The sequence below is a fragment of the Pseudomonas sp. N-1-13 genome (assembly GCF_057787095.1).
This window is the reverse complement of the sequence record NZ_JBYNRI010000001.1, coordinates 1,969,719-1,992,021: the sequence shown is the minus strand read 5'-3', so window position 1 is coordinate 1,992,021 and position 22,303 is coordinate 1,969,719. Positions and strand designations below refer to the sequence as shown.

At 60.2% G+C, this 22,303-nt stretch carries 26 protein-coding genes; 8 read left to right on the top strand and 18 right to left on the bottom strand.

The window, feature by feature from the left end:
* The first annotated feature begins 111 nt into the window (after positions 1 to 111).
* Positions 112 to 414: a hypothetical protein gene (locus AC3I65_RS09045; protein ID WP_047229331.1), complete on the top strand. Its 303-nt coding sequence runs from the start codon at positions 112 to 114 to the stop codon at positions 412 to 414.
* A gap of 289 nt (positions 415 to 703) precedes the next feature.
* The gene (locus AC3I65_RS09040) at positions 704 to 916 is read left to right on the top strand and encodes a cold-shock protein (protein ID WP_047229330.1); all 213 of its coding nucleotides are present in this window, start codon (positions 704 to 706) and stop codon (positions 914 to 916) included.
* 66 nt (positions 917 to 982) lie between these two features.
* On the opposite strand, the gene AC3I65_RS09035 is transcribed toward AC3I65_RS09040, so the two are convergent.
* Positions 983 to 1,297 carry an I78 family peptidase inhibitor gene (locus tag AC3I65_RS09035; protein ID WP_047229329.1) on the bottom strand — a complete coding sequence of 105 codons (315 nt, stop codon included), beginning with the start codon at positions 1,295 to 1,297 and terminating at the stop codon, positions 983 to 985.
* 163 nt (positions 1,298 to 1,460) lie between these two features.
* Complete coding sequence (locus AC3I65_RS09030; protein ID WP_139050680.1) at positions 1,461 to 1,766, bottom strand: hypothetical protein; 306 nt, start codon at positions 1,764 to 1,766, stop codon at positions 1,461 to 1,463.
* A 131-nt stretch (positions 1,767 to 1,897) separates the two neighbouring features.
* Here AC3I65_RS09030 and AC3I65_RS09025 point away from each other — a divergent pair, with 131 nt between their 5' ends.
* Entirely contained in the window at positions 1,898 to 2,095 is a 198-nt protein-coding gene (locus AC3I65_RS09025) for a hypothetical protein (protein ID WP_047229327.1), read from the top strand.
* A gap of 44 nt (positions 2,096 to 2,139) precedes the next feature.
* Here the strand turns inward: AC3I65_RS09025 and AC3I65_RS09020 are convergent, their stop codons facing one another.
* The 8 genes from AC3I65_RS09020 to AC3I65_RS08985 all read right to left on the bottom strand — a co-directional run bounded on the left by AC3I65_RS09020 (position 2,140) and on the right by AC3I65_RS08985 (position 9,717).
* The gene (locus AC3I65_RS09020; protein WP_047229326.1) at positions 2,140 to 3,168 is read right to left on the bottom strand and encodes a nucleoside hydrolase; all 1,029 of its coding nucleotides are present in this window, start codon (positions 3,166 to 3,168) and stop codon (positions 2,140 to 2,142) included.
* A 29-nt stretch (positions 3,169 to 3,197) separates the two neighbouring features.
* The gene (gene rbsD, locus AC3I65_RS09015; RefSeq protein WP_092399306.1) at positions 3,198 to 3,602 is read right to left on the bottom strand and encodes a D-ribose pyranase; all 405 of its coding nucleotides are present in this window, start codon (positions 3,600 to 3,602) and stop codon (positions 3,198 to 3,200) included.
* A complete protein-coding gene (gene rbsK, locus AC3I65_RS09010; RefSeq protein ID WP_488523644.1) occupies positions 3,599 to 4,513 on the bottom strand; it encodes a ribokinase in 915 nt (304 codons plus the stop codon). The genes rbsD and rbsK overlap by 4 nt, the downstream gene beginning before the upstream one ends.
* 23 nt (positions 4,514 to 4,536) lie before the next feature.
* Positions 4,537 to 5,556 (bottom strand): LacI family DNA-binding transcriptional regulator, encoded by a 1,020-nt coding sequence (locus AC3I65_RS09005; protein WP_488523643.1) that lies wholly within the window; start codon positions 5,554 to 5,556, stop codon positions 4,537 to 4,539.
* A 3-nt stretch (positions 5,557 to 5,559) separates the two neighbouring features.
* Positions 5,560 to 6,537 (bottom strand): ABC transporter permease, encoded by a 978-nt coding sequence (locus AC3I65_RS09000; RefSeq protein ID WP_047229322.1) that lies wholly within the window; start codon positions 6,535 to 6,537, stop codon positions 5,560 to 5,562.
* Positions 6,534 to 8,087 carry a sugar ABC transporter ATP-binding protein gene (locus tag AC3I65_RS08995; protein WP_488523642.1) on the bottom strand — a complete coding sequence of 518 codons (1,554 nt, stop codon included), beginning with the start codon at positions 8,085 to 8,087 and terminating at the stop codon, positions 6,534 to 6,536. Before AC3I65_RS08995 ends, AC3I65_RS09000 begins: the two co-directional genes overlap by 4 nt.
* A 58-nt stretch (positions 8,088 to 8,145) precedes the next feature.
* The gene (locus AC3I65_RS08990; RefSeq protein WP_047229320.1) at positions 8,146 to 9,102 is read right to left on the bottom strand and encodes a sugar ABC transporter substrate-binding protein; all 957 of its coding nucleotides are present in this window, start codon (positions 9,100 to 9,102) and stop codon (positions 8,146 to 8,148) included.
* A gap of 168 nt (positions 9,103 to 9,270) precedes the next feature.
* On the bottom strand, positions 9,271 to 9,717 hold the full coding sequence (locus AC3I65_RS08985; protein ID WP_047229319.1) for a hypothetical protein: 447 nt from the start codon (positions 9,715 to 9,717) through the stop codon (positions 9,271 to 9,273).
* A gap of 133 nt (positions 9,718 to 9,850) precedes the next feature.
* Between AC3I65_RS08985 and AC3I65_RS08980 the strand changes: the two genes are divergently transcribed.
* On the top strand, positions 9,851 to 10,150 hold the full coding sequence (locus AC3I65_RS08980) for a DUF1654 domain-containing protein (RefSeq protein WP_076385536.1): 300 nt from the start codon (positions 9,851 to 9,853) through the stop codon (positions 10,148 to 10,150).
* 5 nt (positions 10,151 to 10,155) lie between these two features.
* Complete coding sequence (locus tag AC3I65_RS08975) at positions 10,156 to 10,845, top strand: endonuclease (RefSeq protein ID WP_047229317.1); 690 nt, start codon at positions 10,156 to 10,158, stop codon at positions 10,843 to 10,845.
* 157 nt (positions 10,846 to 11,002) lie between these two features.
* On the opposite strand, the gene AC3I65_RS08970 is transcribed toward AC3I65_RS08975, so the two are convergent.
* Positions 11,003 to 11,368: an SPOR domain-containing protein gene (locus tag AC3I65_RS08970; RefSeq protein ID WP_488523641.1), complete on the bottom strand. Its 366-nt coding sequence runs from the start codon at positions 11,366 to 11,368 to the stop codon at positions 11,003 to 11,005.
* A gap of 248 nt (positions 11,369 to 11,616) precedes the next feature.
* On the opposite strand from AC3I65_RS08970, the gene csrA reads away from it, so the two are divergent.
* Entirely contained in the window at positions 11,617 to 11,811 is a 195-nt protein-coding gene (gene csrA, locus AC3I65_RS08965) for a carbon storage regulator CsrA (RefSeq protein ID WP_003179932.1), read from the top strand.
* 202 nt (positions 11,812 to 12,013) lie between these two features.
* On the opposite strand, the gene AC3I65_RS08960 is transcribed toward csrA, so the two are convergent.
* The 3 genes from AC3I65_RS08960 to AC3I65_RS08950 all read right to left on the bottom strand — a co-directional run bounded on the left by AC3I65_RS08960 (position 12,014) and on the right by AC3I65_RS08950 (position 15,764).
* Entirely contained in the window at positions 12,014 to 12,469 is a 456-nt protein-coding gene (locus AC3I65_RS08960) for a DUF2214 family protein (protein ID WP_305468038.1), read from the bottom strand.
* Between the two features lie 193 nt (positions 12,470 to 12,662).
* Positions 12,663 to 14,045 carry a cysteine--tRNA ligase gene (gene cysS / locus AC3I65_RS08955; protein ID WP_488523640.1) on the bottom strand — a complete coding sequence of 461 codons (1,383 nt, stop codon included), beginning with the start codon at positions 14,043 to 14,045 and terminating at the stop codon, positions 12,663 to 12,665.
* Between the two features lie 21 nt (positions 14,046 to 14,066).
* Positions 14,067 to 15,764, bottom strand: coding sequence for a glutamine--tRNA ligase/YqeY domain fusion protein (locus AC3I65_RS08950; RefSeq protein ID WP_076385540.1), 1,698 nt, complete (start codon positions 15,762 to 15,764; stop codon positions 14,067 to 14,069).
* A gap of 249 nt (positions 15,765 to 16,013) precedes the next feature.
* Here AC3I65_RS08950 and AC3I65_RS08945 point away from each other — a divergent pair, with 249 nt between their 5' ends.
* Together AC3I65_RS08945 and AC3I65_RS08940 are read left to right on the top strand one after the other, a co-directional pair.
* On the top strand, positions 16,014 to 16,517 hold the full coding sequence (locus tag AC3I65_RS08945; RefSeq protein ID WP_047229369.1) for a peptidylprolyl isomerase: 504 nt from the start codon (positions 16,014 to 16,016) through the stop codon (positions 16,515 to 16,517).
* On the top strand, positions 16,514 to 17,263 hold the full coding sequence (locus AC3I65_RS08940; RefSeq protein ID WP_047229312.1) for a UDP-2,3-diacylglucosamine diphosphatase: 750 nt from the start codon (positions 16,514 to 16,516) through the stop codon (positions 17,261 to 17,263). The genes AC3I65_RS08945 and AC3I65_RS08940 overlap by 4 nt, the downstream gene beginning before the upstream one ends.
* Before the next feature lie 144 nt (positions 17,264 to 17,407).
* Here the strand turns inward: AC3I65_RS08940 and AC3I65_RS08935 are convergent, their stop codons facing one another.
* The 4 genes from AC3I65_RS08935 to AC3I65_RS08920 form a co-directional block, all read right to left on the bottom strand.
* Positions 17,408 to 18,937 carry a DHA2 family efflux MFS transporter permease subunit gene (locus AC3I65_RS08935; protein WP_047229311.1) on the bottom strand — a complete coding sequence of 510 codons (1,530 nt, stop codon included), beginning with the start codon at positions 18,935 to 18,937 and terminating at the stop codon, positions 17,408 to 17,410.
* A gap of 200 nt (positions 18,938 to 19,137) precedes the next feature.
* Complete coding sequence (locus tag AC3I65_RS08930) at positions 19,138 to 20,340, bottom strand: HlyD/EmrA/EmrK family protein (protein WP_107322887.1); 1,203 nt, start codon at positions 20,338 to 20,340, stop codon at positions 19,138 to 19,140.
* Between the two features lie 15 nt (positions 20,341 to 20,355).
* On the bottom strand, positions 20,356 to 21,825 hold the full coding sequence (locus AC3I65_RS08925; RefSeq protein WP_173407132.1) for an efflux transporter outer membrane subunit: 1,470 nt from the start codon (positions 21,823 to 21,825) through the stop codon (positions 20,356 to 20,358).
* Positions 21,822 to 22,295, bottom strand: a complete 474-nt coding sequence (locus AC3I65_RS08920) for a MarR family winged helix-turn-helix transcriptional regulator (RefSeq protein ID WP_047229308.1) — start codon at positions 22,293 to 22,295, stop codon at positions 21,822 to 21,824. The genes AC3I65_RS08925 and AC3I65_RS08920 overlap by 4 nt, the downstream gene beginning before the upstream one ends.
* Positions 22,296 to 22,303: the final 8 nt, after the last annotated feature.

Below are 22,303 nucleotides of genomic sequence, written 5' to 3'. Positions count from 1 at the left end.
GCGCCCGGATTGAAGCGGACGTAAATCCACGGTTTTTATGCCAGAGTGCTGAACTGTACCGCCCGCTACGCCTCAGATAACAAGACATCGACCCGAAAGGAGCATCTTCGCATGCGTCTGAACACATTATTTGCAGTAGTCGCCCCCCTCGCCCTGCTGCTCCCGCTGACCGCCCACGCCGAATGGCCCAAGGGGGAGCGTGAAAAATACATGGCCCAATGCACCGAGGCGGCCACGCCACAGATCGGCGCGGCAGCGGCCAAATCCCATTGCGCCTGTGGCGCCGATGCGATCAAGTCCTACCCGGCAGCCGACATTCAAGCCTTGATGGACAATAAGGCGACCCCGCAGCTGCAGCAAAAAGCACTGGGGCAGATTGCAAAATGCAAGGCCGATAACAAGGCCAAAAAGTAAGAAAACAGATCTTTGCACAGAGCCGTGCATCGATAAAAAACGCTGATTTCGGGCCTTTTTGACCGATTTATTCAGGTTTTACAGCTTTTTTTATCGTCTTTACGTTCGGCTGAAAGCCTTTAAAACCGGGCCTTTCAGCCGGATCAGGCAGTAAAGAAAACACGACTGATTGGCAAACAGCGCGTGCGGGGGGCTCCCAAATCGAACATTTCGACTATGATACCCCGGTGTGCCCAGTTGGCCTGAGCAGCACAGTACACTGAAAATATATGTTTCTTGGAGATACACCATGTCTAATCGCCAAACCGGCACCGTTAAATGGTTCAACGATGAAAAAGGCTTCGGCTTCATCACTCCTACAGGTGGCGGTGACGACCTGTTCGTACACTTCAAAGCTATCGAAAGCGACGGTTTCAAAAGCCTGAAAGAAGGCCAGACCGTTTCCTTCGTGGCTGAGAAAGGCCAAAAGGGTATGCAAGCTGCACAGGTTCGCCCAGAGTAATTACTCGGCGAGCACAAAAAACCCCGTCCATGTGACGGGGTTTTTTATGGGCGATTGAAAAATCAATCAGCCGCAGTTCACCCGATTGATGATCAGATTGGCGTCAGTGTTGAGATTCAGGCGATCCGAGCGGTACTCAAGCGTCACCATATCGTTGGGCTTGAGGATCCGCGCATATTGCGCACCGGCGCGGGTGCGGGCTTGTTCCAGCAGTTGCGGCGAGGCCTTCTTGCCGATGGCGAACTCGGCAGCTGTTGCTTCGCAGCGGCTGTAGCCTGTTTCTGTTGCTACCGGATCAGGGGTCGATTCAGAGGTGCTGCTGCAACCGCTCAAGAGCGCGACGGCCAGCAAAGTACCCAATGACGCGAGCTTCCAAGGCATGAAGCCTCCTTTTGTTGATGATTAAACAGAGAGCGTGCGACAGCCCAAACGAAGCTTGGTTTCAAACCAAGGGCTATCATGGTGCCCTCATCAGGAAAACAGGCAGTTTGCCTGAGCCGACATCCCGCTTCAGGGGTGAATCGTGACTGAATATGAATCGCGCTCAGTAAACGTCGATGTAGTCAAAGGGCGGATTCGGCCAGTTGTCCTTCAACGCATTGTAGATCTGCATGACCCAGACCTCGTCACTGGCGGCGACCAGCCCGACGTAGCCTGAACCTTTTGCCCACGTTTCCAGCCGAAACGATAGCCCGTCGATGTCCACACCGCCCACCACGCCCGAAGACAAATAGGCGATACCCGCCTTGGTCACGCGCAGTTGGGTGTGCTCGTCATCACTGGCCGAAGCCAGCAACTGACGAACCGCGTCGAGGGTCAACCCGTCAGGAGCGTTCAAATCGATCTGCACGGCGGGGGCCTCTTCAGAAAGTCAAAAAGCAAGTGTCGCACAGCCCTTCCCTGATGCCTAAGTCGCAGTGCAAAACCCCAGGCAAAAATGGTTAACTCACCCTACAGACCTCCCAACTCGCGAGCCCGACCATGAGCACCGTCAGCATCGAAGCCACCATCAATGCCAAATGGTCGGAGGGCCACAGCTCCTATAGCCCTGGCAGCCCCGAAGAACTGGCAATCATCGGTATAGAACTGTTGGTCAAGGAGCTGGGAACGAAGGCGGCCCTGAACTTTATCCAGCAAGCGTTCGAACGATACCCCAGCAGCATTGAAGCGGTGGATTGAAACACACCCGCAAGCCCTGACCTGCGGGTGTTCGACAAGACCGATTACTTCAGACGCGCCAGGCGCTCGGTCAGCAGGTCAAAAAAGCCCTGAGCGTCGCCATCCTGCACCCAGTAGGCATTTTTGGGTGCCTTCAGGCCGTCGTACCAGTCAACGATGGTCTGGCCAAAGGTCGGGCCTTCCCGGCTGTCCACCACGACGTTGACCGAACGCCCGGTAAACAACTCTGGCTTGAGCAGGTAGGCAACCACCGTGGCATCGTGCACCGGCCCGCCCGTCATGCCGTAATGCTCCATATCACCTTTGACGTATTCGTTGAGAATGTCGCCGACGATCTTGCTGGCCTTGTTGTTCACGGCAGCGATCTGCTTCAGGCGTGCTTCGCTGGTGAGGATCTTGTGGGTCACATCCAGCGGCAGGTAAGTGAGCTTCACACCGCTCTTGAGCACCACTTCTGCGGCCTGTGGATCAGCGTACAGGTTGAACTCGGCCACCGGAGTGATGTTGCCGCCATTGAAGTGCGCACCGCCCATGATCACCACTTCCTTGATGCCCTGGACAATTTCGGGCTCCTGTATCAATGCCAGGGCCAGGTTGGTCTGCGGGCCAAGCATGGCAATGGTGATGCTATGGGGCTTGGCAGCCTTGAGGGTGTCGATCAGGTAGTTGACGGCGTTGCCCTTGGCCAGCCCCTTCTTCGGCTCATACACCTCGACACCCGACAGGCCTTCCTTGCCATGGATGTTTTCCGCGTAGATAGGCGTGCGCATCATCGGCTTCGGCGCACCGGCATACACCGGCACGTCTTCGCGCCCCGCCCATTCCCGGGCCAGACGAGCGTTGCGTGATGTCTTGTCCAGACGCACGTTGCCAGCGACGGTGGTCAACGCGCGGATATTCAGTTCTTCGGGGGAAGCCAGGGCAAACAACAGGGCAACCACATCGTCGGCCCCCGGATCAGTGTCGATGATCAGGTCGATTTTTTCCGCCGCCTGGGCGCTCGTAGCAGTGATCAGTGACAAAAGCAGCAGACTCCGGAACAGTTGACGCATTTTCTGAGCATAGCGGTGCATGGCGCATTCCTTGTGCAGGGTTGAGAAGGTTAGAACGTTACTCCGGCAATCAACACGATGTTGCAATACGGGGAGCATTCTCCCGTGCGAATAATCGCCCGAGCTTGCCTGCTGACCGCCTTGAATTGTTCATGGCTGACCAGCTCCCGCGCCCCCAGCGCGCCATCGGCATGCAGTGCCTCCAGTGTCGCCAGGGCCGCAGGTTGTTTATCGAAAATCTCTTCAGCGAGTACGTGGCTTTCCACCTGCATTTCGCTGAGCAGCACTTTCAGGGTGCTGACAAAATCCGGGATGCCGTGGGTCAGGGCCAGGTCGATCAACTCGACCTGTGGGGGCACCGGCAAACCCGCATCACCGATGACCACCTTGTCGCCGTGGCCAAGGGAAGCGATCAGTCGCGACAGCGCGATATTCAACAACGGCGTCTTTTTCATGATTTGAAAGCCTGTACTTCCAGCAAGGTGGGAATGGAGGGCTGCGCCCCCGCACGGGTGACCGACAACGCGGCGGCGACCTGACCAAAACGAATCGCCTCGACCTCGCTTTTGCCGTCAGCCAAGGCTGCGGCGAAGCCGCCGACAAAAGTGTCTCCGGCCGCCGTGGTGTCCACCGCCTTGACCAACGGCGCCGGGAAGTGCTGGAAACTCGCGCCGTTGGCGAACATCAGACCCTGGGCGCCCAGGGTCACGATCACCTTGCCAGCACCGGCGGCGAGCAATTGCGTCGCGGCCGCTTCGGCGGCTTCCAGAGAGTCCACCGCCAGCCCGCTCAGCACGGCGGCTTCGCTCTCATTGGGAATCAGATAGTCGATACAGGCGTACCAGTCGGCCGGCAAGGGCCGGGAGGCCGGCGCGGGGTTCAGGATGACGGTCTTGCCCAGTTCCCGACCGCGCTTGAGTGCATGCCCGACGGTCGCATCCGGCACCTCAAGCTGGCAGATAATGACGTCGGCGCTGCGCAGCACCTCATCGAACCGGTCCAGGACATCAGGGGTAAGCACGCCGTTGGCCCCGGCGACGATCACGATCGCATTCTGGCTGTTGTCGTCGACAACGATCAGCGCTACTCCGCTGGAGCCGGCCACCACACTGACCGGCTGGCAATCGATGCCTTCGGCCAGCAGCGCCCCGCGCAGTTCCTGGCCGTAGGCATCACTGCCCACGCAACCGACCATGGACACCTTCGCTCCCAGGCGCGCCGCGGCCACAGCCTGATTGGCGCCCTTCCCGCCCGGGATGGTGCAGAACGATTCACCAATCAGCGTTTCACCGCCCCTGGGCAGACGCGGTGCACGGGTCACCAGGTCCATGTTCAGGCTGCCTACTACCACTACTTTTGCTGGCATACGTCTTCACTCATCAATTCGGTTCAGCGGTATTGGGCGAATGTACCTGACAGCGGTGCAGTCGACTCTCGCAAGACAATGCTGGGTGTCACGATGCGCTGATCGGTGGCCAGCCCCGGCGTTGCGATCCGCCGCAACAGCACTTCAGCGGCCATCTCACCGAGCTGCAGGATCGACTGCCCCACCGTGGTCAGCGCCGGATAGACATAACGGCTCATCTGAATGTCATCGAAACCAATGACCGACAGTTCACTGGGCACGCGCACGTTGCGCTCGGCGGCGGCGCGCAGCACACCGATTCCGATCATGTCGTTGGCCGCAAAAATCGCACTGGGCGGCTGTTGTTCGAGTAGCCTGGCCGCCGCCTGATAACCCCCGGTGCTGGTGAAATCGCTTTCGAGCATGCGCTCGACGGGCAGATCGACCCCGGCTTCTTTCAGGGCGCGGCAGTAACCGGCCAGACGCATCTGCGCCACGCTGGTGTCCGCCGGGCCACCGATAAAGGCGATATCACGGTGGCCAAGCTCCAGCAGGTGCCGGGTGGCGAGGTAGGCGCCGTGCTCATGATCGATGCGCACCAGGTCCGCGTCGACACCGTCGAGCCCACGGTCGACGATGACCATGGGCGTACGCACGCTGGTCAGCCCCTGGGCGAGACCGGCATCGCCGCCGGCGGAAGCGACGATCAGACCGTCGATGCGTTTTTCCAGCAGCACCCGCAGATAACTGCGCTGCTTGTCCGGGTTGTCGTCGGAGTTGCACAGGATCACGCAGTAGCCGTTGCGCTCACAGTAATCCTCGATCCCCCGGGCCAGTTCGGCAAAGTAGGGATTGAGGCTGTTGGGCACCAGCAAGCCAATGGTTGCAGTGGTCTTGGCCTTGAGCGAGCGGGCCACCGCGCTGGGCACATAGTCGAGCTGCTCGATGGCGGCCTCGACCTTGCGCCGCACCTCTTCGCTGACCGGTCGCGTCTTGTTCACTACGTGGGAGACGGTCGTGTAGGAAATTCCCGCGAGCGCCGCCACATCCTTGATCGTCGCCATGGTTCAGGCCCGCCGACTGGCGCGCTGACTGCGGTAAGTGTCGAGCACCACCGCAACCACAATCACCGCGCCGGTAATGATGCGCTTGGTCGGTTCGGTGGCGCCAATCTGCGCCAGGCCCGCGGCCAGCACGGAGATGATCAGCACGCCAAAGAAGGTGCTGATGACCGAACCGCGCCCGCCCATCAGGCTCGTGCCGCCGATGACCACAGCAGCGATGACCTGCAGCTCGAGCCCCGAACCAGCGTTCGGGTCGGCCGCTTCCAGACGGGAAATCTGGAACAGCGCGGCCAGGCCGGCCAGCAACCCCATCAGGCTGAACACCAGGATCTTGTAAGGTTTTGGATTGATACCCGCCAGTCGCACGGCTTCTTCATTGGTGCCGATACCGATCAGATAACGGCCAAACACGGTGCGGGTCAGCACAGCCTGGGCGATGAAGATCACCAGCAAGGCAATGATGAAGGACGGTGAAATACCGAAGGCGATCGGATTGGATAGCCAAGCGAAGGAATCCCCGATGTAGGCCGTCCGCGAGCCGGTCATCTGGTAAGCCAGGCCTCGGGCCATTTCCAGCACGCCGAGGGAAACGATGAACGACGGGATCCGCCACGCCACGGTAATCGAACCGGTAACGGTGCCGGCCAGGGCCGCCACGGCCATGCCCAACAACGCCGCCGGCCAGACGCTCCAGCCCCAGCCCAACACCGCCACGCTCACCGTCGATGCGGCCAGGGCCAGCACCGACCCGACCGATAGATCGATACCGCCGATGATCAGGATGAAGGTCATGCCGACCGCCAGCACCATGAGGTCTGGGATCTGGTTGGCCAGGGTGCTGAAGGTGTCATACGAAAGAAAATGGCTGCTCAGGACCGAGAACAACGCGATCATCGCCAACAAGGCCCCGGCCAGTCCCAGGTAGGTGCCCAGGCCATAGAAGTTGCCACTCGGTTTGCCGACGGCCGATACGGTTTTCATGAGAAGTCCCTAGGCGCTGCTTCGTTGAGCAACGCATCACGTTTCTGATAGCCGGCGAATGCGGCGGCAAGCAAGTCATCCTGGGTCCAGCTGTCGCGCTCGAAGGTGTCAATCAGGCGGCCGGCGGACAGCACGCCGATCCGGTCACAGATCAGCATCAATTCCCGCAGGTCGCTGGACACCACAACCAACGCCTTGCCCTGGCGCGTCAGCTCACCGAGCAGCGCATAGATGTCGAATTTGGCGCCGACGTCGATGCCTCGGGTCGGCTCGTCGAACAGCAATACCGAGCAATCGCGTTCCAGCCAGCGACCGATCACCACCTTCTGTTGATTGCCGCCCGACAGTTCGGACACCAACTGTGTCGGACTGGAGCTGCGGATTCGCATGGCATCGATCTGTCGCTGCGCCAACGCGAACTCTTCGCTGCCATTGACGAAGCCGCCGCTGGAGATTTCCGGCATGTTGCCCAGGGCAATGTTGGCGGCGATGGATTGAGTCAGTAGCAGGCCTTCGCCCTTGCGGTCCTCGGTGATCAGCGCGATGCCGTGGGCCACCGCATCGGACGGCGAGCGAATGCTGACGACATTGGCCGGCGAACCCAGCGCCACCGTGCCGCTGTCGGCCGCATCGGCGCCGAAGATCAACCGCAGCAGCTCGGTGCGCCCTGCCCCGATCAACCCGGAAATACCGAATATCTCGCCGCTGTGCACCTCGAAGGACACATCGCGGACCTTGTCCGAACGGCTCAAGCCGTTGACGGTCAACGCCGGCGCGCCGATCTGGCGCGGGCCCAGGTCGATGTGCTCGCCCAGCTCCCGCCCGACCATCAGCGTCACCAGCTGCTCACTGTTGTAGTTGGCCATCGGCTCGACGCAGACCAGGTTGCCGTCGCGCAGTACCGCAATGCGCTGGGCCACCCGAGCCAGTTCTTCGAGGCGATGGGAAATATAAATGATCGACACGCCCCGCGCCTGCAGACGAGTGATCTGCTCGAAGAGCATCTCCACCTCACGAGCGGTCAGCATCGCAGTCGGCTCGTCGAGAATCAGCACATGGCAATCGCCGATCAGGTTGCGGGCGATTTCGACCATCTGTTGGTGACCGATGCCCAACTCACTGACCAGTGTGTCAGGGTCGATTGCATCGAGCCCCACCTGGGCCATGGCCTCGACCGCCGCTTTGCGCAGTTGCTTGCGACTGATCCAGCCGCCACGACTGGGCAGGTTGTGGAGGAACAGGTTTTCGGCCACGGAAAGTGTCGGCAGCAGGTTGAGCTCCTGCATGACCATGCGCACGCCCAGCTCTTCAGCCTGGGTACGACTACCGGGACGATAATCCTGTCCCTGGAATTGCATCTGCCCGGTGGTCGGCGTCACCAGCCCGCCGATGATCTTGGACAGGGTGCTCTTGCCGGCGCCATTTTCGCCGGTCAGCGCCAGCACTTCGCCGCGCATCAACGTCAGGTCGATGTCGCTCAGTACCGGTTGGGCATAGGTCTTGCCGATGCCGCTGACCGAAAGGACAGCGTTCGGGTCGCGAACGGACATAAAAAACTCTCCAATACGCTCGCCAGCAAGGGCGAGCGTCGTTGTGTCGCCAGGATAACTACTGGGTCACCAGCTCGACCGGAGTTTCGATAACGCCGTTAGTGCCGCTGTCGACGGCTTCGCCCTTGAGGATCTTCAGGGCCGTCTCGATGCCGAAAACAGCCTGTTTGGCGGCGAACTGGTCGGCAGTCGCCAGGACGCGACCGTCCTTGAGCATAGGCTTGATGGCGTTGATGTTGTCATAACCGACCACTTTTACCTTGCCCGCCTTGCCGGCAGCGCGGATGGCCGATACCGCGCCGACCGCCATGCTGTCGTTACCGGCCAGCAGTGCCTTGATGTTCGGGTATTCGCTGAGCATCGAGGCGGCAACCTGATTGCCCTTGTTGATTTCCCAGTCGCCCGATTGCAGGGAAACGACCTTGATCTGCGCCGCTTCCATTGCATCCTTGAAGCCGGCGGTACGTGCCTGGGCATTGGTGGTGGTGGACACGCCTTCAATGATGCCGACCTCATCACCAGCCTTGAGCTGCTTGGCCAGGTACTCACCCACCAGGCGCGCACCCTTGCGGTTGTCCGGGCCTACGAACGGCACAGTGATGTTTTTGCTTTTGACCACGTCCGGATCGAGCTGGTTGTCGATGTTGATCACGGTGATGCCGGCGTCGACGGCTTTCTTGATCACCGGCACCATGGCCTTGGAGTCGGCTGGTGCGATGATGAGGGCATCGACCTTGGACACGATCATCTGCTCGACAATGCGGATCTGGTTGGCGGTGTCGGTTTCATCCTTGATCCCGTTGGAGATCAGGTCGAAATCGGCGGAGTGTTCCTTCTGATAGGCCTTGGCGCCATCTTCCATGGTCAGGAAGAACTCGTTGGCCAGGGATTTCATGACCAGGGCAACCTTGGGTTTTTCCGGGGTCTGGGCAAATGCCGAAGAGAAAGGCAGCGCAGCGGATGCGGCCGCGAGCATGGCGACGGCGAGAAGGCGTCCAGCGAATGGCAACTTCATGGGTTCACTCCGATTTTATGATTATTTTGAGCAAAATCGTTGCACGGGAAGTCGTTCCACAGGCCGTCGCCAAGCATCAACGAAGGCTGCGCAAACGTTTGCGTGAAGGGAACTATGGTAAAGCTTCCGGGTTTTGTCAACGTGCGGATTTCACCGCAAGGCTGGGGATCAGACGGTCGTGTTGACCAGCGCACCCGAACCGGAGCCCTTGGCCAGCTCTGTGATCAGATGGCCAGTGACTTCCAGCAATGCACCGCTGGTGTCGGCAATCTGGCCTTGTATCGCCATGACCGCAGTGGTTTTGGCTTCGGGTGTCGGATAGACCTGCTTCTGCGCAGCAGACAACTGCTGTTGCTGTTCTCTGAGCTGCTGTTGCAGCTCTTGCATGCGTTTGAGCAACACCTGCACGGCAATGCTCTGGGTGCTCCCGCTCTTTTCGGTCTTGCCTTCGGACGCAGGGCTCATGCTCGTACGAACCTGGCCTGGCGCCTGCGTTTGACCAAGGGTCTCATCGGCTGCCTCAGCGCTCGCTTGGCTCAAGGCCTTGAGCGTGGCCGCGGACTGGCCGCCGATGGTGACGGCAGCTGCATTTGGAAAGCCGACGGAAAACGACATAACAAAACTCCATGGATAAGATTCCTACGAAGGCCATCGACTGCTTGAGCGGCTTCTTTAGCTTAATTTTTCCTACACCAAAACGGAAAAAGCGTTGTCAGAGGATTTTCTTGAATTTTAAGCAGTTGCGTAAATGCCTACGGTTAAATACTGTACGCACGTACAGCTCAATAAGGATAATCCTGTGGCAACGCCGTCCGCTGCAACTACCCCCTTAGATTCCTATACCCGCCTAGGCCTGCGGGTCTCGAAAATCATCAACTCCCCCACCGCACAAAAAGCCAAGGCGGCCCTGATCTTCCGGCTTCCCGAGGAGCCGGTGGATGAGTGGGAGCGCCTGCTGGAAGAAATCGACGAGAACGACAATGTGACCCTCGCCTATCGCGACGATGGCGGTGTGCAGGTGTTCTGGGTTGTGCCGAAGGAAGATTGAGCCTGATGAGTGTTCGTTGTTTTGCTTTATTGCTTGCGATTGTCGCCATGGGCGCGCAGGCCGATGCGCCCCGCACGTTCAGCGAGGCCAAGAAAGTCGCCTGGAAACTCTATGCCCCCCAATCCACCGAGTTCTACTGTGGCTGCAAATACTCAGGCAATCGCGTGAACCTGGCAGCCTGCGGTTATGTGCCGCGCAAAAACGCCAATCGCGCCGCGCGTATCGAGTGGGAGCATATCGTCCCGGCGTGGCAGATCGGGCATCAGCGTCAATGCTGGCAACAAGGCGGGCGGAAGAATTGCACCCGCCACGACCCGGTCTATCAACGGGCCGAGGCCGATCTTCATAACCTGGTGCCCAGCATCGGGGAAGTGAACGGCGACCGCAGCAACTTCAGCTTTGGCTGGCTGCCGGCGCAGACGGGCCAGTACGGCTCATGCCTGACCCAGGTGGATTTCAAGGCCAAGAAAGTCATGCCCCGCCCTTCCATCCGCGGAATGATCGCCCGGACGTATTTCTACATGAGCAAACAATACGGCCTGCGCCTTTCGAAACAGGACCGGCGCCTGTATGAAGCCTGGGACAAGACCTACCCGGTACAGAGCTGGGAGCGCCAGCGCAACCAGAGCGTGGCGTGCGTGATGGGGCGTGGCAACGAGTTCGTGGGCCCGGTGAATTTAAAGGCCTGCGGTTGATCTCGCATGGGTAAACAGCGCCAATCAACTGTGGGAGCTTGTTTGCTCACGATAGCGGCAGCGCCGTCAACGTCAACGTTGGCTGAGCCACTGCTATCGCGAGCAGGCTCGCTCCCACAGGTGTTGTGGCTTATCTGACTGTTCTATTCTGCGGGGTTTATTGAGCGCTTGGGTAATCCACCACCAGCGACTCGATGTTGCGCTTTTTCGCTCGAACCAGGGCGGCGTTCAATTGCTCCTGCTTCGCCTCTGCTTCAGCCTTTGAATTGAAAGGCCCGACCAGAACCCGGTCCTTGCCATTGTCTTTCACCACACTCGATACAAAACTGTGCTCGATGAGCCAGGCGGTCAGGTCGCTGACCGCTTGCGGGATTTCGCCCCGGACCTCGACGCCCCATTGCGGCGCAGCGGCGGCGCTCGGTGCAGTGGTTGCCGCCACCTTTGGCTTCGGTGTGTCGACGTTACGCCCTTCACCGCATCCTGCCAGCGCCAATACCGCGATTACCCAAGCCAATTTGCGCACAACGTTTTACCCCGGAAGACATGGAGTGGGGATTTTAACACTCAAGCCCGTCAATAACGCCGTAAACAGCGCTCAAAACACGAGAAACCTGCACGGCGTCTCTGTATAGTCGCACCCTGGGAATTAATGCTGCGTCTGCGCGTCAGAAAGAGGCACCCACATTGTGACACTTGGCACTAATCTATAAGCAGTACCGACATCTGCACTGCCTGAATCAGGTGCCCTATAAAGCAATCAAGGAGAACACCATGCTGATACTCACCCGCAAAGTCGGTGAAAGCATAAACATTGGTGACGACATCACGATCACCATTCTGGGCGTTAGCGGCCAACAAGTCCGTATCGGCATCAACGCTCCGAAAAACGTTGCGGTGCATCGCGAAGAGATTTATCAGCGCATTCAGGCGGGCCTTACCGCCCCTGACAAGCCGCAAACGCCCTGAGCCCTGTAGCAGTCCGTAGCCAGCCCTTCTGCATCGTCGCAAGGCTGGCTAAAGATTCATGCCGACTGTCCCTCATCATCCCCGCTTCATCTCGCCTTTGATTTTTTCGTTCATCCCGTCAAACCGATACTAATGACATGGCTCATAGCATGGCTGTCAGACGTTTCGTTTTAATGGCGATGAAGCAGGTATTCGTGACGGCTCAACCCAGCCCCACGCCGCGGGCCATTCCTGTGGCAGCGACCACCATCAGCACCAGCAACAAAGCTTCAATGTGACTGATCCGCGCAAACCGGCCGGCTTTCGAAGGATCGATCGCACGCCCTTTGCCCAGCGCCATCCGCCATTTGATCAGCGCGATCATCGGCGCGATTTCAAGCAACAGGATCAGCACGAACAACGTCATCTTCAGGTGAAACAGCGGTTGGTGCAGGTAATAGTCCGTGCCTTTTTCAAACCCACCAAAAGCACGCATCCCGCCGGTCACCAGCAGGACCACCGCCGATAGCCCCCACAGGTTGTCCGCCATCAAGACATTTCGAACCGCGTCCGTCCCGCCCGCCAGGCGTCGCAACGCCGTGCCCCGGGTAAGTACCGCCCAGAATGCCAGGGCGAAAGCCAGAAGATGAATTGCCGCAAGAGACCAATGAGCCAACATGGAAGATTCCTGTCAGAGGATGTCGAATCGACCTGACAGTACTAGCTCATAAAACAATGATTGCCAGGATAGGCATACAAAAAACTGTGGGAGCGAGCCTGCTCGCGATGGCGGTGTATCAGCCGACAACAATGTTGTCTGACACTCCGTCATCGCGAGCAGGCTCGCTCCCACAGGGGTATTGCGTAAGGACTCAGTCAGCCAAACGCCAGGTCGTCCCGCCCTTGCCGTCTTCCAGCACCACGCCCATGGCGGTGAGCTGGTCGCGGATGCGGTCGGATTCTGCCCAGTCCTTGTTGGCCCGCGCAGTCAGGCGCGCCTGGATCAACGCTTCGACCTCGGCGGCGTCCACGCGACCTTCGGCACCGGCCTGAAGGAAATCATCCGCCTCGAGCTGCAACACACCCAGGACGCCGGCCAGTTCTTTCAGACGCGCCGCCAGACCCGCCGCCGCGTTGAGATCAATCTCCCGCAGACGATTGATCTCGCGCACCATCTCGAACAGCACCGCGCAGGCTTCCGGCGTGCCGAAGTCGTCGTTCATCACTTCAGTGAAGCGCGCGACGAAGGCTTCGCCACCGGCGGCCGGGACCTTCGGCAGGCCCTTCAACGCATGGTAGAACCGCTCCAGGGCGCCCTTGGCGTCCTTGAGGTTGTCTTCCGAATAGTTGATGGCGCTGCGATAGTGACTGGACACCAGCAGGTAACGCACGACTTCCGGGTGGTACTTGTCGAGCACGTCGCGGATGGTGAAGAAGTTGTTCAAGGACTTGGACATCTTCTCGCCGTTGATCCGGATCATGCCGCAATGCATCCACGCATTGGCGTAGGTCTTGCCGGTGGCCGCTTCGCTCTGGGCGATTTCGTTTTCGTGGTGCGGGAATTCCAGGTCGCTGCCGCCGCCATGAATGTCGAAGGTCTCGCCCAGGCAGCAGGTCGACATCACCGAGCATTCGATGTGCCAGCCCGGACGCCCGGCGCCCCACGGCGACTCCCAGCTCGGCTCACCCGGCTTGGCGGCTTTCCACAGCACGAAGTCCAGCGGGTCCTGTTTCGACTCGTCGACTTCGATGCGCGCGCCGATGCGCAGGTCTTCGATTTTCTTGCGCGACAGCTTGCCGTAGCCCATGAACTTGGCGACGCGGTAATACACGTCGCCATTGCCCGGTGCGTAGGCATAACCCTTGTCGATCAAGGTCTGGATCATCGCCAGCATGCCTGGGATGTGGTCCGTGGCACGGGGTTCCAGGTCGGGCTTGAGGATATTGAGGCGCGCCTCATCCTCGTGCATGGCCTTGATCATGCGCTCGGTCAGCGCATCGTAAGGCTCGCCGTTTTCCCGGGCACGGTTGATGATCTTGTCTTCGATGTCGGTGATGTTGCGCACGTAGGTCAGGTCATAACCGCTGAAACGCAACCAGCGGGTTACCAGGTCGAAAGCGACCATGCTGCGACCATGGCCGATGTGGCAGTAGTCGTACACGGTCATCCCGCAGACGTACATGCGGACCTTGTTACCGTCCAGCGGCTTGAAGACTTCTTTGCTCTTGGTGAGCGTGTTGTAGATCGTAAGCACAGGGTTTCCCTTAAGACTTGATCACTGACCCCAGGAATCGCGCAAGGTCACGGTACGGTTGAACACCGGAGCACCGGGTTTCGAGTCCTTGATATCCGCGCAGAAGTAACCTTCGCGCTCGAACTGGAAACGGTCTTCCGGCTGTGCGTTGCCCAGCGAAGGCTCGGCACGACAACCAGTGAGTACTTGCAGGGAGTCAGGGTTGATGTTGTCCAGGAAGCTGGCGCTGTCCTCGGCCTTTTCAGGGTTCGGCGAACGGAACAGGCGATCGTACAAGCGCACTTCGCACTCGACGCTGGCAGCGGCCGGCACCCAGTGGATCACGCCCTTTACCTTGCGACCTTCCGGGTTCTTGCCCAGGGTCTCGGGATCGTACGAGCAATGCAGTTCGACGATGTTGCCGTCGGCGTCCTTGATCGCTTCGTCGGCGCGGATCACGTAGCTGCCGCGCAGGCGCACTTCACCGGCAGGCTCCAGGCGCTTATAGCCTTTTGGCGGCTCTTCCATGAAGTCTTCACGGTCGATGTAGATTTCCCGGGCGAACGGCAGGACGCGCACGCCCATGTCTTCTTTCGGGTGGCAAGGCAGTTCGAGGTTCTCGACTTTGTCTTGCGGGTAGTTGGTGATCACCACTTTCAACGGACGCAGCACGCACATGGCGCGTGGGGCGCTGTGGTCCAGGTCGTCGCGGATACTGAATTCCAGCATGCCGAAGTCCACCACGCCGTCGGAACGGTTGGTGCCGACCATCTCGCAGAAGTTGCGGATCGATTTTGGCGTGTAGCCACGACGACGGAAGCCCGACAGCGTCGACATGCGCGGGTCATCCCAGCCGTTGACGTGCTTTTCGTCCACCAGTTGCTTGAGCTTGCGCTTGCTGGTGATGGTGTAGTTCAGGTTCAGGCGGCTGAATTCGTACTGGCGCGGCTGAGCCGGCACCGGCAGGTGCTCCAGGAACCACTCGTACAAAGGACGATGGCTTTCGAATTCCAGGGTGCAGATCGAGTGGGTGATGCCTTCGATGGCGTCCGACTGACCGTGGGTGAAGTCATAGTTGGGGTAGATGCACCATTTGTCGCCGGTCTGGTGGTGATGGGCGTGACGGATGCGGTACATGATCGGGTCGCGCAGGTTCATGTTCGGCGAGGCCATGTCGATCTTCGCACGCAGCACCCGTGCGCCGTCCGGGAACTCGCCGCCGCGCATGCGGGCGAACAGGTCCAGGTTCTCCTCGACGCTGCGATCACGGAACGGGCTGTTCTTGCCCGGCTCGGTCAGGCTGCCACGGTATTCCTTGGCCTGCTCGGGGGTCAGGTCGCACACGTAGGCCTTGCCGGCCTTGATCAGCTCCACCGCCCAGTCGTGCAACTGGTCGAAATACTGCGAGGCATAGCGCACCTCACCGGCCCATTCAAAACCCAGCCATTTAACGTCGCTTTCGATCGCGTCGATGTACTCCTGGTCTTCCTTGGCCGGGTTGGTGTCGTCGAAACGCAAGTGCGTGACGCCGCCAAACTCCTGGGCCAGGCCGAAGTTCACGCAAATCGACTTGGCGTGACCGATGTGCAGGTAGCCGTTGGGCTCCGGCGGAAAACGGGTGACGATCTGCGTGTGCTTACCCGAATCCAGGTCCGCCTGGATGATCGGGCGCAGGAAATTGACCGGCACGGCCGGGCCGGTCTTGGAATTCGAGGTAGGGTCGACAGTGGGCTTGCTCATAGGATCCTTGAACGTACAAGTGCGCGGCCGGGTGCGGCCTGATAAATCAAAGCCCGTATCATAGCCGATGCTGTCAAGCACCTGACAGGCCAGGTCGGTAAACGATTGAATTTAATCGACGACCCGATGAAAAACAGCCTCGAAAAACCCGCTCGGCGCGCTAAACTGCCCAGCCTGGCCGATTACTGCCAGACCGGTTGCGGGCAGCAAAGCCCCGAAACCCACGAATTCCTTGAAAGAGTAGCGATCATGACTCAAGTCAAACTGACCACCAACCACGGCGACATCGTCCTGGAACTGAACGCCGAGAAAGCTCCGATCACCGTTGCCAACTTCGTTGAATACGTCAAGGCCGGCCACTACGAAAACACCGTTTTCCACCGTGTCATCGGCAACTTCATGATCCAGGGCGGCGGTTTCGAGCCAGGCATGAAAGAAAAGAAAGACAAGCGTCCAAGCATCCAGAACGAAGCCGACAACGGTCTGGCGAACGAGAAGTACAGCGTCGCCATGGCCCGCACCATGGAACCGCATTCGGCTTCCGCGCAGTTCTTCATCAACGTGGCCGACAACAGCTTCCTGAACCACAGCAGCAAGACCACCCAGGGCTGGGGTTACGCGGTGTTCGGCAAAGTGGTTGAAGGCACCGACGTGGTCGACAAGATCAAAGGCGTTTCCACCACGTCCAAGGCCGGCCACCAGGACGTGCCAGCAGAAGACGTGATCATCGAGAAAGCCGAGATCATTGAGTGATACTGCTGATTTCAGATTTGCATCTGGAAGAGGAGCGCCCGGACATTACCCGGGCGTTTCTGGATTTGATCGCCACACGCGCCCGCTCGGCGCAAGCGTTGTACATCCTGGGCGACTTTTTTGAAGCCTGGATCGGCGACGACGCCATGACGCCGTTCCAGCGTTCCATCTGCCAGGCCCTGCGCGAATTGAGCGACAGCGGCACGGCCATTTTCCTGATGCACGGCAATCGTGACTTCATGCTCGGGCAGGCCTTCTGCAAAGCGGCCGGCTGCACCCTGCTCAAGGACCCCAGTGTCGTGCAGTTCAACGGCGAGCCGGTGCTGCTGATGCACGGCGACAGCCTCTGCACCCGCGACGAAGGCTACATGAAGTTGCGGCGCTGGCTGCGCAACCCGGTCACGCTGTTCATCCTGCGTCACCTGCCGCTGGGCAGTCGCCAGAAACTGGCGCGCAAACTGCGCAGCGAAAGCCGTACGCAGACGCGAATGAAAGCCAATGACATCGTCGACGTCACGCCCGAAGAGATCCCGCGGATCATGCAGGAATACGGCGTGAAGACCCTGATCCACGGCCACACCCACCGCCCCGCCATCCACAAGCTGCAACTGGGCGAACACGCCGCCCGGCGCATTGTGCTGGGGGATTGGGACAAGCAAGGCTGGGCGTTGCAGGTGGATGAACAAGGGTTTGCCTTGGCGCCGTTTGGTTTTGGCAATGCGCAGTTGGCGCTGCCAAGCAACTGAAGAACGCAGATATCCCTTGTGGGAGCAAAGCTTGCTCGCGATGCAGGCGACACGGTTCCACTGCAAGACCGTGTCATCGTTCATCGCGAGCAAGCTTTGCTCCCACAGGCTCGCTCCCACATTGGATTGCATTTCACTTCTGAATCAATGCCCCGCCGACGCAGGCCCCGCCTTCGCCGCAAACGGCGGTTTCGCCAGCCACACCAGCACAATCAACCCCATGAACGCCCAACCCAGCAGCGTGAAGTAATCCACGGTGGAGAGCATGTACGCCTGGCTGTTGAGGATCTGGTCGAGCTGGGCATAAGCCGGTGTGCTCGCGCCACCGAGATGGTTAAGCGCCTCGCGGGTGGCCGGCTCATAGGTGCTGATGCTTTCACTCAGGTAGGCATGGTGCTGGTCGGCCCGGCGTATCCAGATCCAGGTGGTCAAGGACGCGGCGAAGCTGCCACCCAAGGTGCGCAGGAACGTCGCCAGTCCCGCACCATCCGCGATCTGGTGAGGTGGCAGGTCCGACATCAGGATGCTCAAGGTCGGCATGAAGAACAGCGCCACGCCGATCCCCATGAACAACTGCACTAGGGCGATGTGCTGGAAATCCACTTCGTTGGTGAACCCGGCGCGCATGAAGCAGCTCAGGCCGATGGCCAGAAACGCCAGCCCGGCCAGCAGGCGCAGGTCGAACTTGTGGGCGTATTTGCCGACGAAGGGCGACATCAATACCGGCAGGATGCCAATGGGTGCCACCGCCAGCCCGGCCCAGGTGGCGGTGTAGCCCATCTGGGTCTGCAACCACTGCGGCAGGATCAGGTTGATGCCGAAGAACCCGGCGTAGCCCCCCACCAGCACAATGGTGCCGATGCGAAAGTTGCGGTAGGCGAACAGCCGCAGATTGACCACCGGATGGCGGTCGGTCATTTCCCAGATCACAAACACCGCCAGGGCAATGACCGAGATCAGCGCACCGATAATGATGAAGTTCGACTCGAACCAATCCAGGTCGTTGCCTTTGTCGAGGATCACCTGCAGCGCACCGACACCGATGATCAGCGTGATCAACCCCACGTAATCCATTGGTTGGTGGCTGGTGACCACCGGCCGCGCCTTCAGTTGCTGGCGCACCACCATCACGGCGAAGATCCCGATGGGCACGTTGATGAAGAAGATCCACGGCCAGCTGTAGCTATCGGTGATCCAGCCGCCGAGGATCGGCCCGGCAATCGGCGCCACCACCGTGACCATCGCCAGCAACGCCAGGGCCATGCCGCGCCTGGCCGGCGGATACACGGCAATCAGCAAGGTCTGGGTCATGGGGTACAAAGGCCCGGCCACCAGCCCCTGAAGGACACGAAAGCCAATCAGCTCCGGCATCGAAGTCGAGATACCGCACAGAAACGAGGCGAGCACGAACAGCAGGGTCGCCCACAAAAACAGCTTCACCTCGCCAAACCGACGGCTGAGCCAGCCGGTCAGCGGCAGCGCGATGGCGTTGCTCACCGCGAACGAGGTGATCACCCAGGTGCCCTGCTCCGAACTGACACCCAGGTTGCCGGAAATGGTCGGCAAGGCGACGTTGGCAATGGTGGTGTCGAGCACTTGCATGAACGTCGCCAACGACAGCCCGATGGTGCTGAGCAACAGGCTGGGCGGCGTGAAGGACGCGTTATTGCTCATTGCGAAATCCTATGAAGCGAAGCGGACATGACAAAGTCGCGCAAAAGTCCCGGTTGAAATGGGGGACAAAACTGTGGGAGCGAGCCTGCTCGCGATGGCGGATTTTCAGTCGCCATCAACACGGGCTGATCCACCGCTATCGCGAGCAGGCTCGCTCCCACAGGTTCAGGTCATTACCCAAGTCGCCAGGCATGGCTACCTCAGCGCTGGGCGGTCTTGCTCGCCGCGGCACTGTTTTCGTGAATCAACCGGGTGATCATCGCGTCGGCGTCGACCAGTTGCCGGTCATAGACCTGGGTGCTGAAAGAGGCTTGTTTCGGTGGCTGCTGGGCCAGCACCGGACCACTCTGGTCGCGCAGGTTGACGTCGACCTGGGTCGACAGGCCGACCCGCAGCGGATGCTTGGCCAATTCCTGGGCGTTGATATGAATACGCACCGGCACCCGCTGCACGATCTTGATCCAGTTACCGGTGGCGTTCTGCGCTGGCAACAAGGCAAACGCGCTGCCGGTGCCCGCACCGAGACTGTCGACGGTGCCGCTGTACTTCACGTCGCTGCCATAGAGGTCGGTTTCGATGTCCACCGGCTGGCCGATGCGCATGTCCCGCAGCTGGGTTTCCTTGAAGTTGGCGTCAATCCATAACTGATCCAGTGGAATCACCGCCATCAGCGCCGTGCCCGGCTGCACCCGCTGGCCCAACTGCACCGTGCGCTTGGCGACGTATCCGGTGACCGGCGCGATCAAGGTGCTGCGGGCGTTGGTCAGGTAGGCCTGACGCAATTGCGCGGCGGCCGATTGCACGTCTGGATGGGAAGCCACCACGGTGTCATCCACCAAGGCACTGGAGGTCTTGAGTTGCTGTCTGGCGTTGGCCAACGCATTCTGCGCCGAGGTCAAATCGTCACGGGCGTGGGACAGTTCCTCCCGGGAAATCGCCCCACCGGCCGCCAGGTTCTTGCGTCGGTTGTAGTTCTCCTGGGCCTTCTGTACTTCGGCCTCCTGGGCTTTGACCTGAGCGCGCATGCCATCGACGTTGCTGTACAAGCCACGCACCTGGCGCACGGTACGGGCCAAGTTGGCCTGGGCACTTTGCAGCCCGACCTCGGCGTCGTTCGGGTCGAACTGCACCAGCACCTGGCCTTCACGCACCAGGTCACCGTCGTCGGCACCGATGCTCACCACGGTGCCGGTGACCTGCGGTGTGATTTCCACCACGTTGCCGTTCACATAGGCGTCGTCGGTGCTCTCGCTCCAGCGGCCATACAGTTCGTGCCAAGCCCAGACGCCCAGGCCACCCAGGACGACAATCAGTGCCAGCCCCAGCAGCATCAGCTTGCGCTTGCGCGGGTTGCTGCTGTCCTGGGCAGTTTCAGAGGGTTGGGTAGTTTCGGCAGTAGCCATGACAAGTACCTCGAATCAGTTGTGCGACGTGGTGGAGGCCGGCGCGGCCGAAGCCAGGGTGTCGGCCTCGAAGCCACCGCCCAGGGCCTGCATCAGTTGGATCGACAGGTCGATCTGCTCGGCATTCAGGTTCGCCAGTTGGCGCTGGGCCTGGAGCAATTGCTGCTCGATGCTCAGCACGTCCAGGTAATTTCCGATGCCGGAGCCATAGCGCTGGACCACGGTGTCGTAAGAGTTCTGCGCGATATCGGTAGCGTGTTGCTGCGCGGCGATCTGCCGTGCGATGTCGCGCAACTGGTTGATGGTGTCGCTGACATCTCCAAGGGCCTTGACCAGGCTCTTGTTGTACTGCGCCACCGCCATGTCGTAATCGGCATCCCTGGCATCCAGGTCCGCCCGCAGTCGCCCACCGTCGAAGATCGGCAGCGACACCGTCGGCGCTACGTTGAAGAAGCGGCTGGCCGAACCGAACATCGCGTCTCCCAACAATGACTGCACCCCCGCCGCCGCGCTCAGGTTGAGGTTGGGGTAGAACTGAGTCTTGCCGGCTTCAATGTCCTTGCCCGCCGCCTCGACTCGCCAACGACCGGCGACCAGATCCGGACGACGGCCCAGCAATTCGGCTGGCAGGTTCGACGGCAGGGCGACGGCGCTGGCTTGCAGCACGTGAGGGCGAGCAATTTCATTGCCGCGGTCCGGCCCCTTGCCCAACAGCACCGCCAAGGCGATTTTTGCGCTTTGCAGGCGTTTTTCTGCGTCGATCCGGCTCGCATCGGCGCTGGCTTCCAGGCTTTCGGTCTGCTGGAACTGATATTCGCTGTCGATCCCGGCGCTGAGGCGGCGCTTGCCCAGATCGAGCATTTGCCGGGTGCGCTTGAGATCCTCGGACGCCAGGTCATAAATGATATGGGCCTGCCCCAGATCGCTGTAGGCCCGGGCCACGTCAGCGGCGAGCGTCAGGCGAGCGGCCTGCCGGTCGATCTCGGCGGCGCGGGCCTCGCCCAGGGCCGCTTCCCAGGCCGCACGCTGGCCGCCCCAGAGGTCGAAGTTGTAATTGAAATCCACGCCCAGCGAACGCAGGGTGCTGTACGCCCCGCCCTGCCCTTGCGGGTCCTGGTCACGGGCCAGCCGCGAACGGCTGACACTGGCGCTGGCGTCCAGGGTCGGCATGCGCGCCGCATTGGCGGCGTAGGCAGCGGCACTGGCCTGATGCACCCGAGCGCTGGCGATCTGCATGTCCGGGCTGTCGCGCAACGCTTCGTGGATCAGACCGTCGAGTTGTGGATCGCCGAGGCTTTTCCACCAATCGCTTTTCGGCCAGGAAGCGGGTGACAGCGTGACGCCGTTGAGAGATTGCCCGGCCTTGAGGTTTTGAGCCTCAAGGCGGACGCCTTCGGTGTTCAGGCCGCTGTAACTGGCACAACCGGCCAGGCTCATGGCCAGCAACACCAGGCTGATGCGGGTACGCAAGGTTTTACGACTCATTTGTCCCCCAACCGCAACACGGTGATGGGATCACCGGCGGCGAGCAGAATTTTCTTGAGGATTTGTTCGAGGATTTGCAACTCCTCGCGGCTGATGGCGCCCGCCAACTGGTTCATGGCATCGGCGCCGATAACAGGCAGGCGATCGGCCAGGGCCTGGCCGGCTTCGGTCAGCACCAGTCGCACCTGCCGACGGTCATCCGCCGAGCGCTGGCGGATCAGAAAACCTTTCTGCTCCAGACGATCGACCATTCGCGTCATTGAGCCGCTGTCCAGGGACAGGTACCGACACAGCTCGACCGGCGTATCGATGCCGTGCTGGGCCATGATGATCAACACCTTGAACTGCGCGGCGGTGATGCCGACGGGTTCCATGTGGGTATCGATGATTCGGTCTTTGAGCAGCGCGGCACGACCGAGCAGCATGCCAAGGTGGCAATTGTGGAAATCGTCCGGGGTGAAATGTTTCATCTGACCAC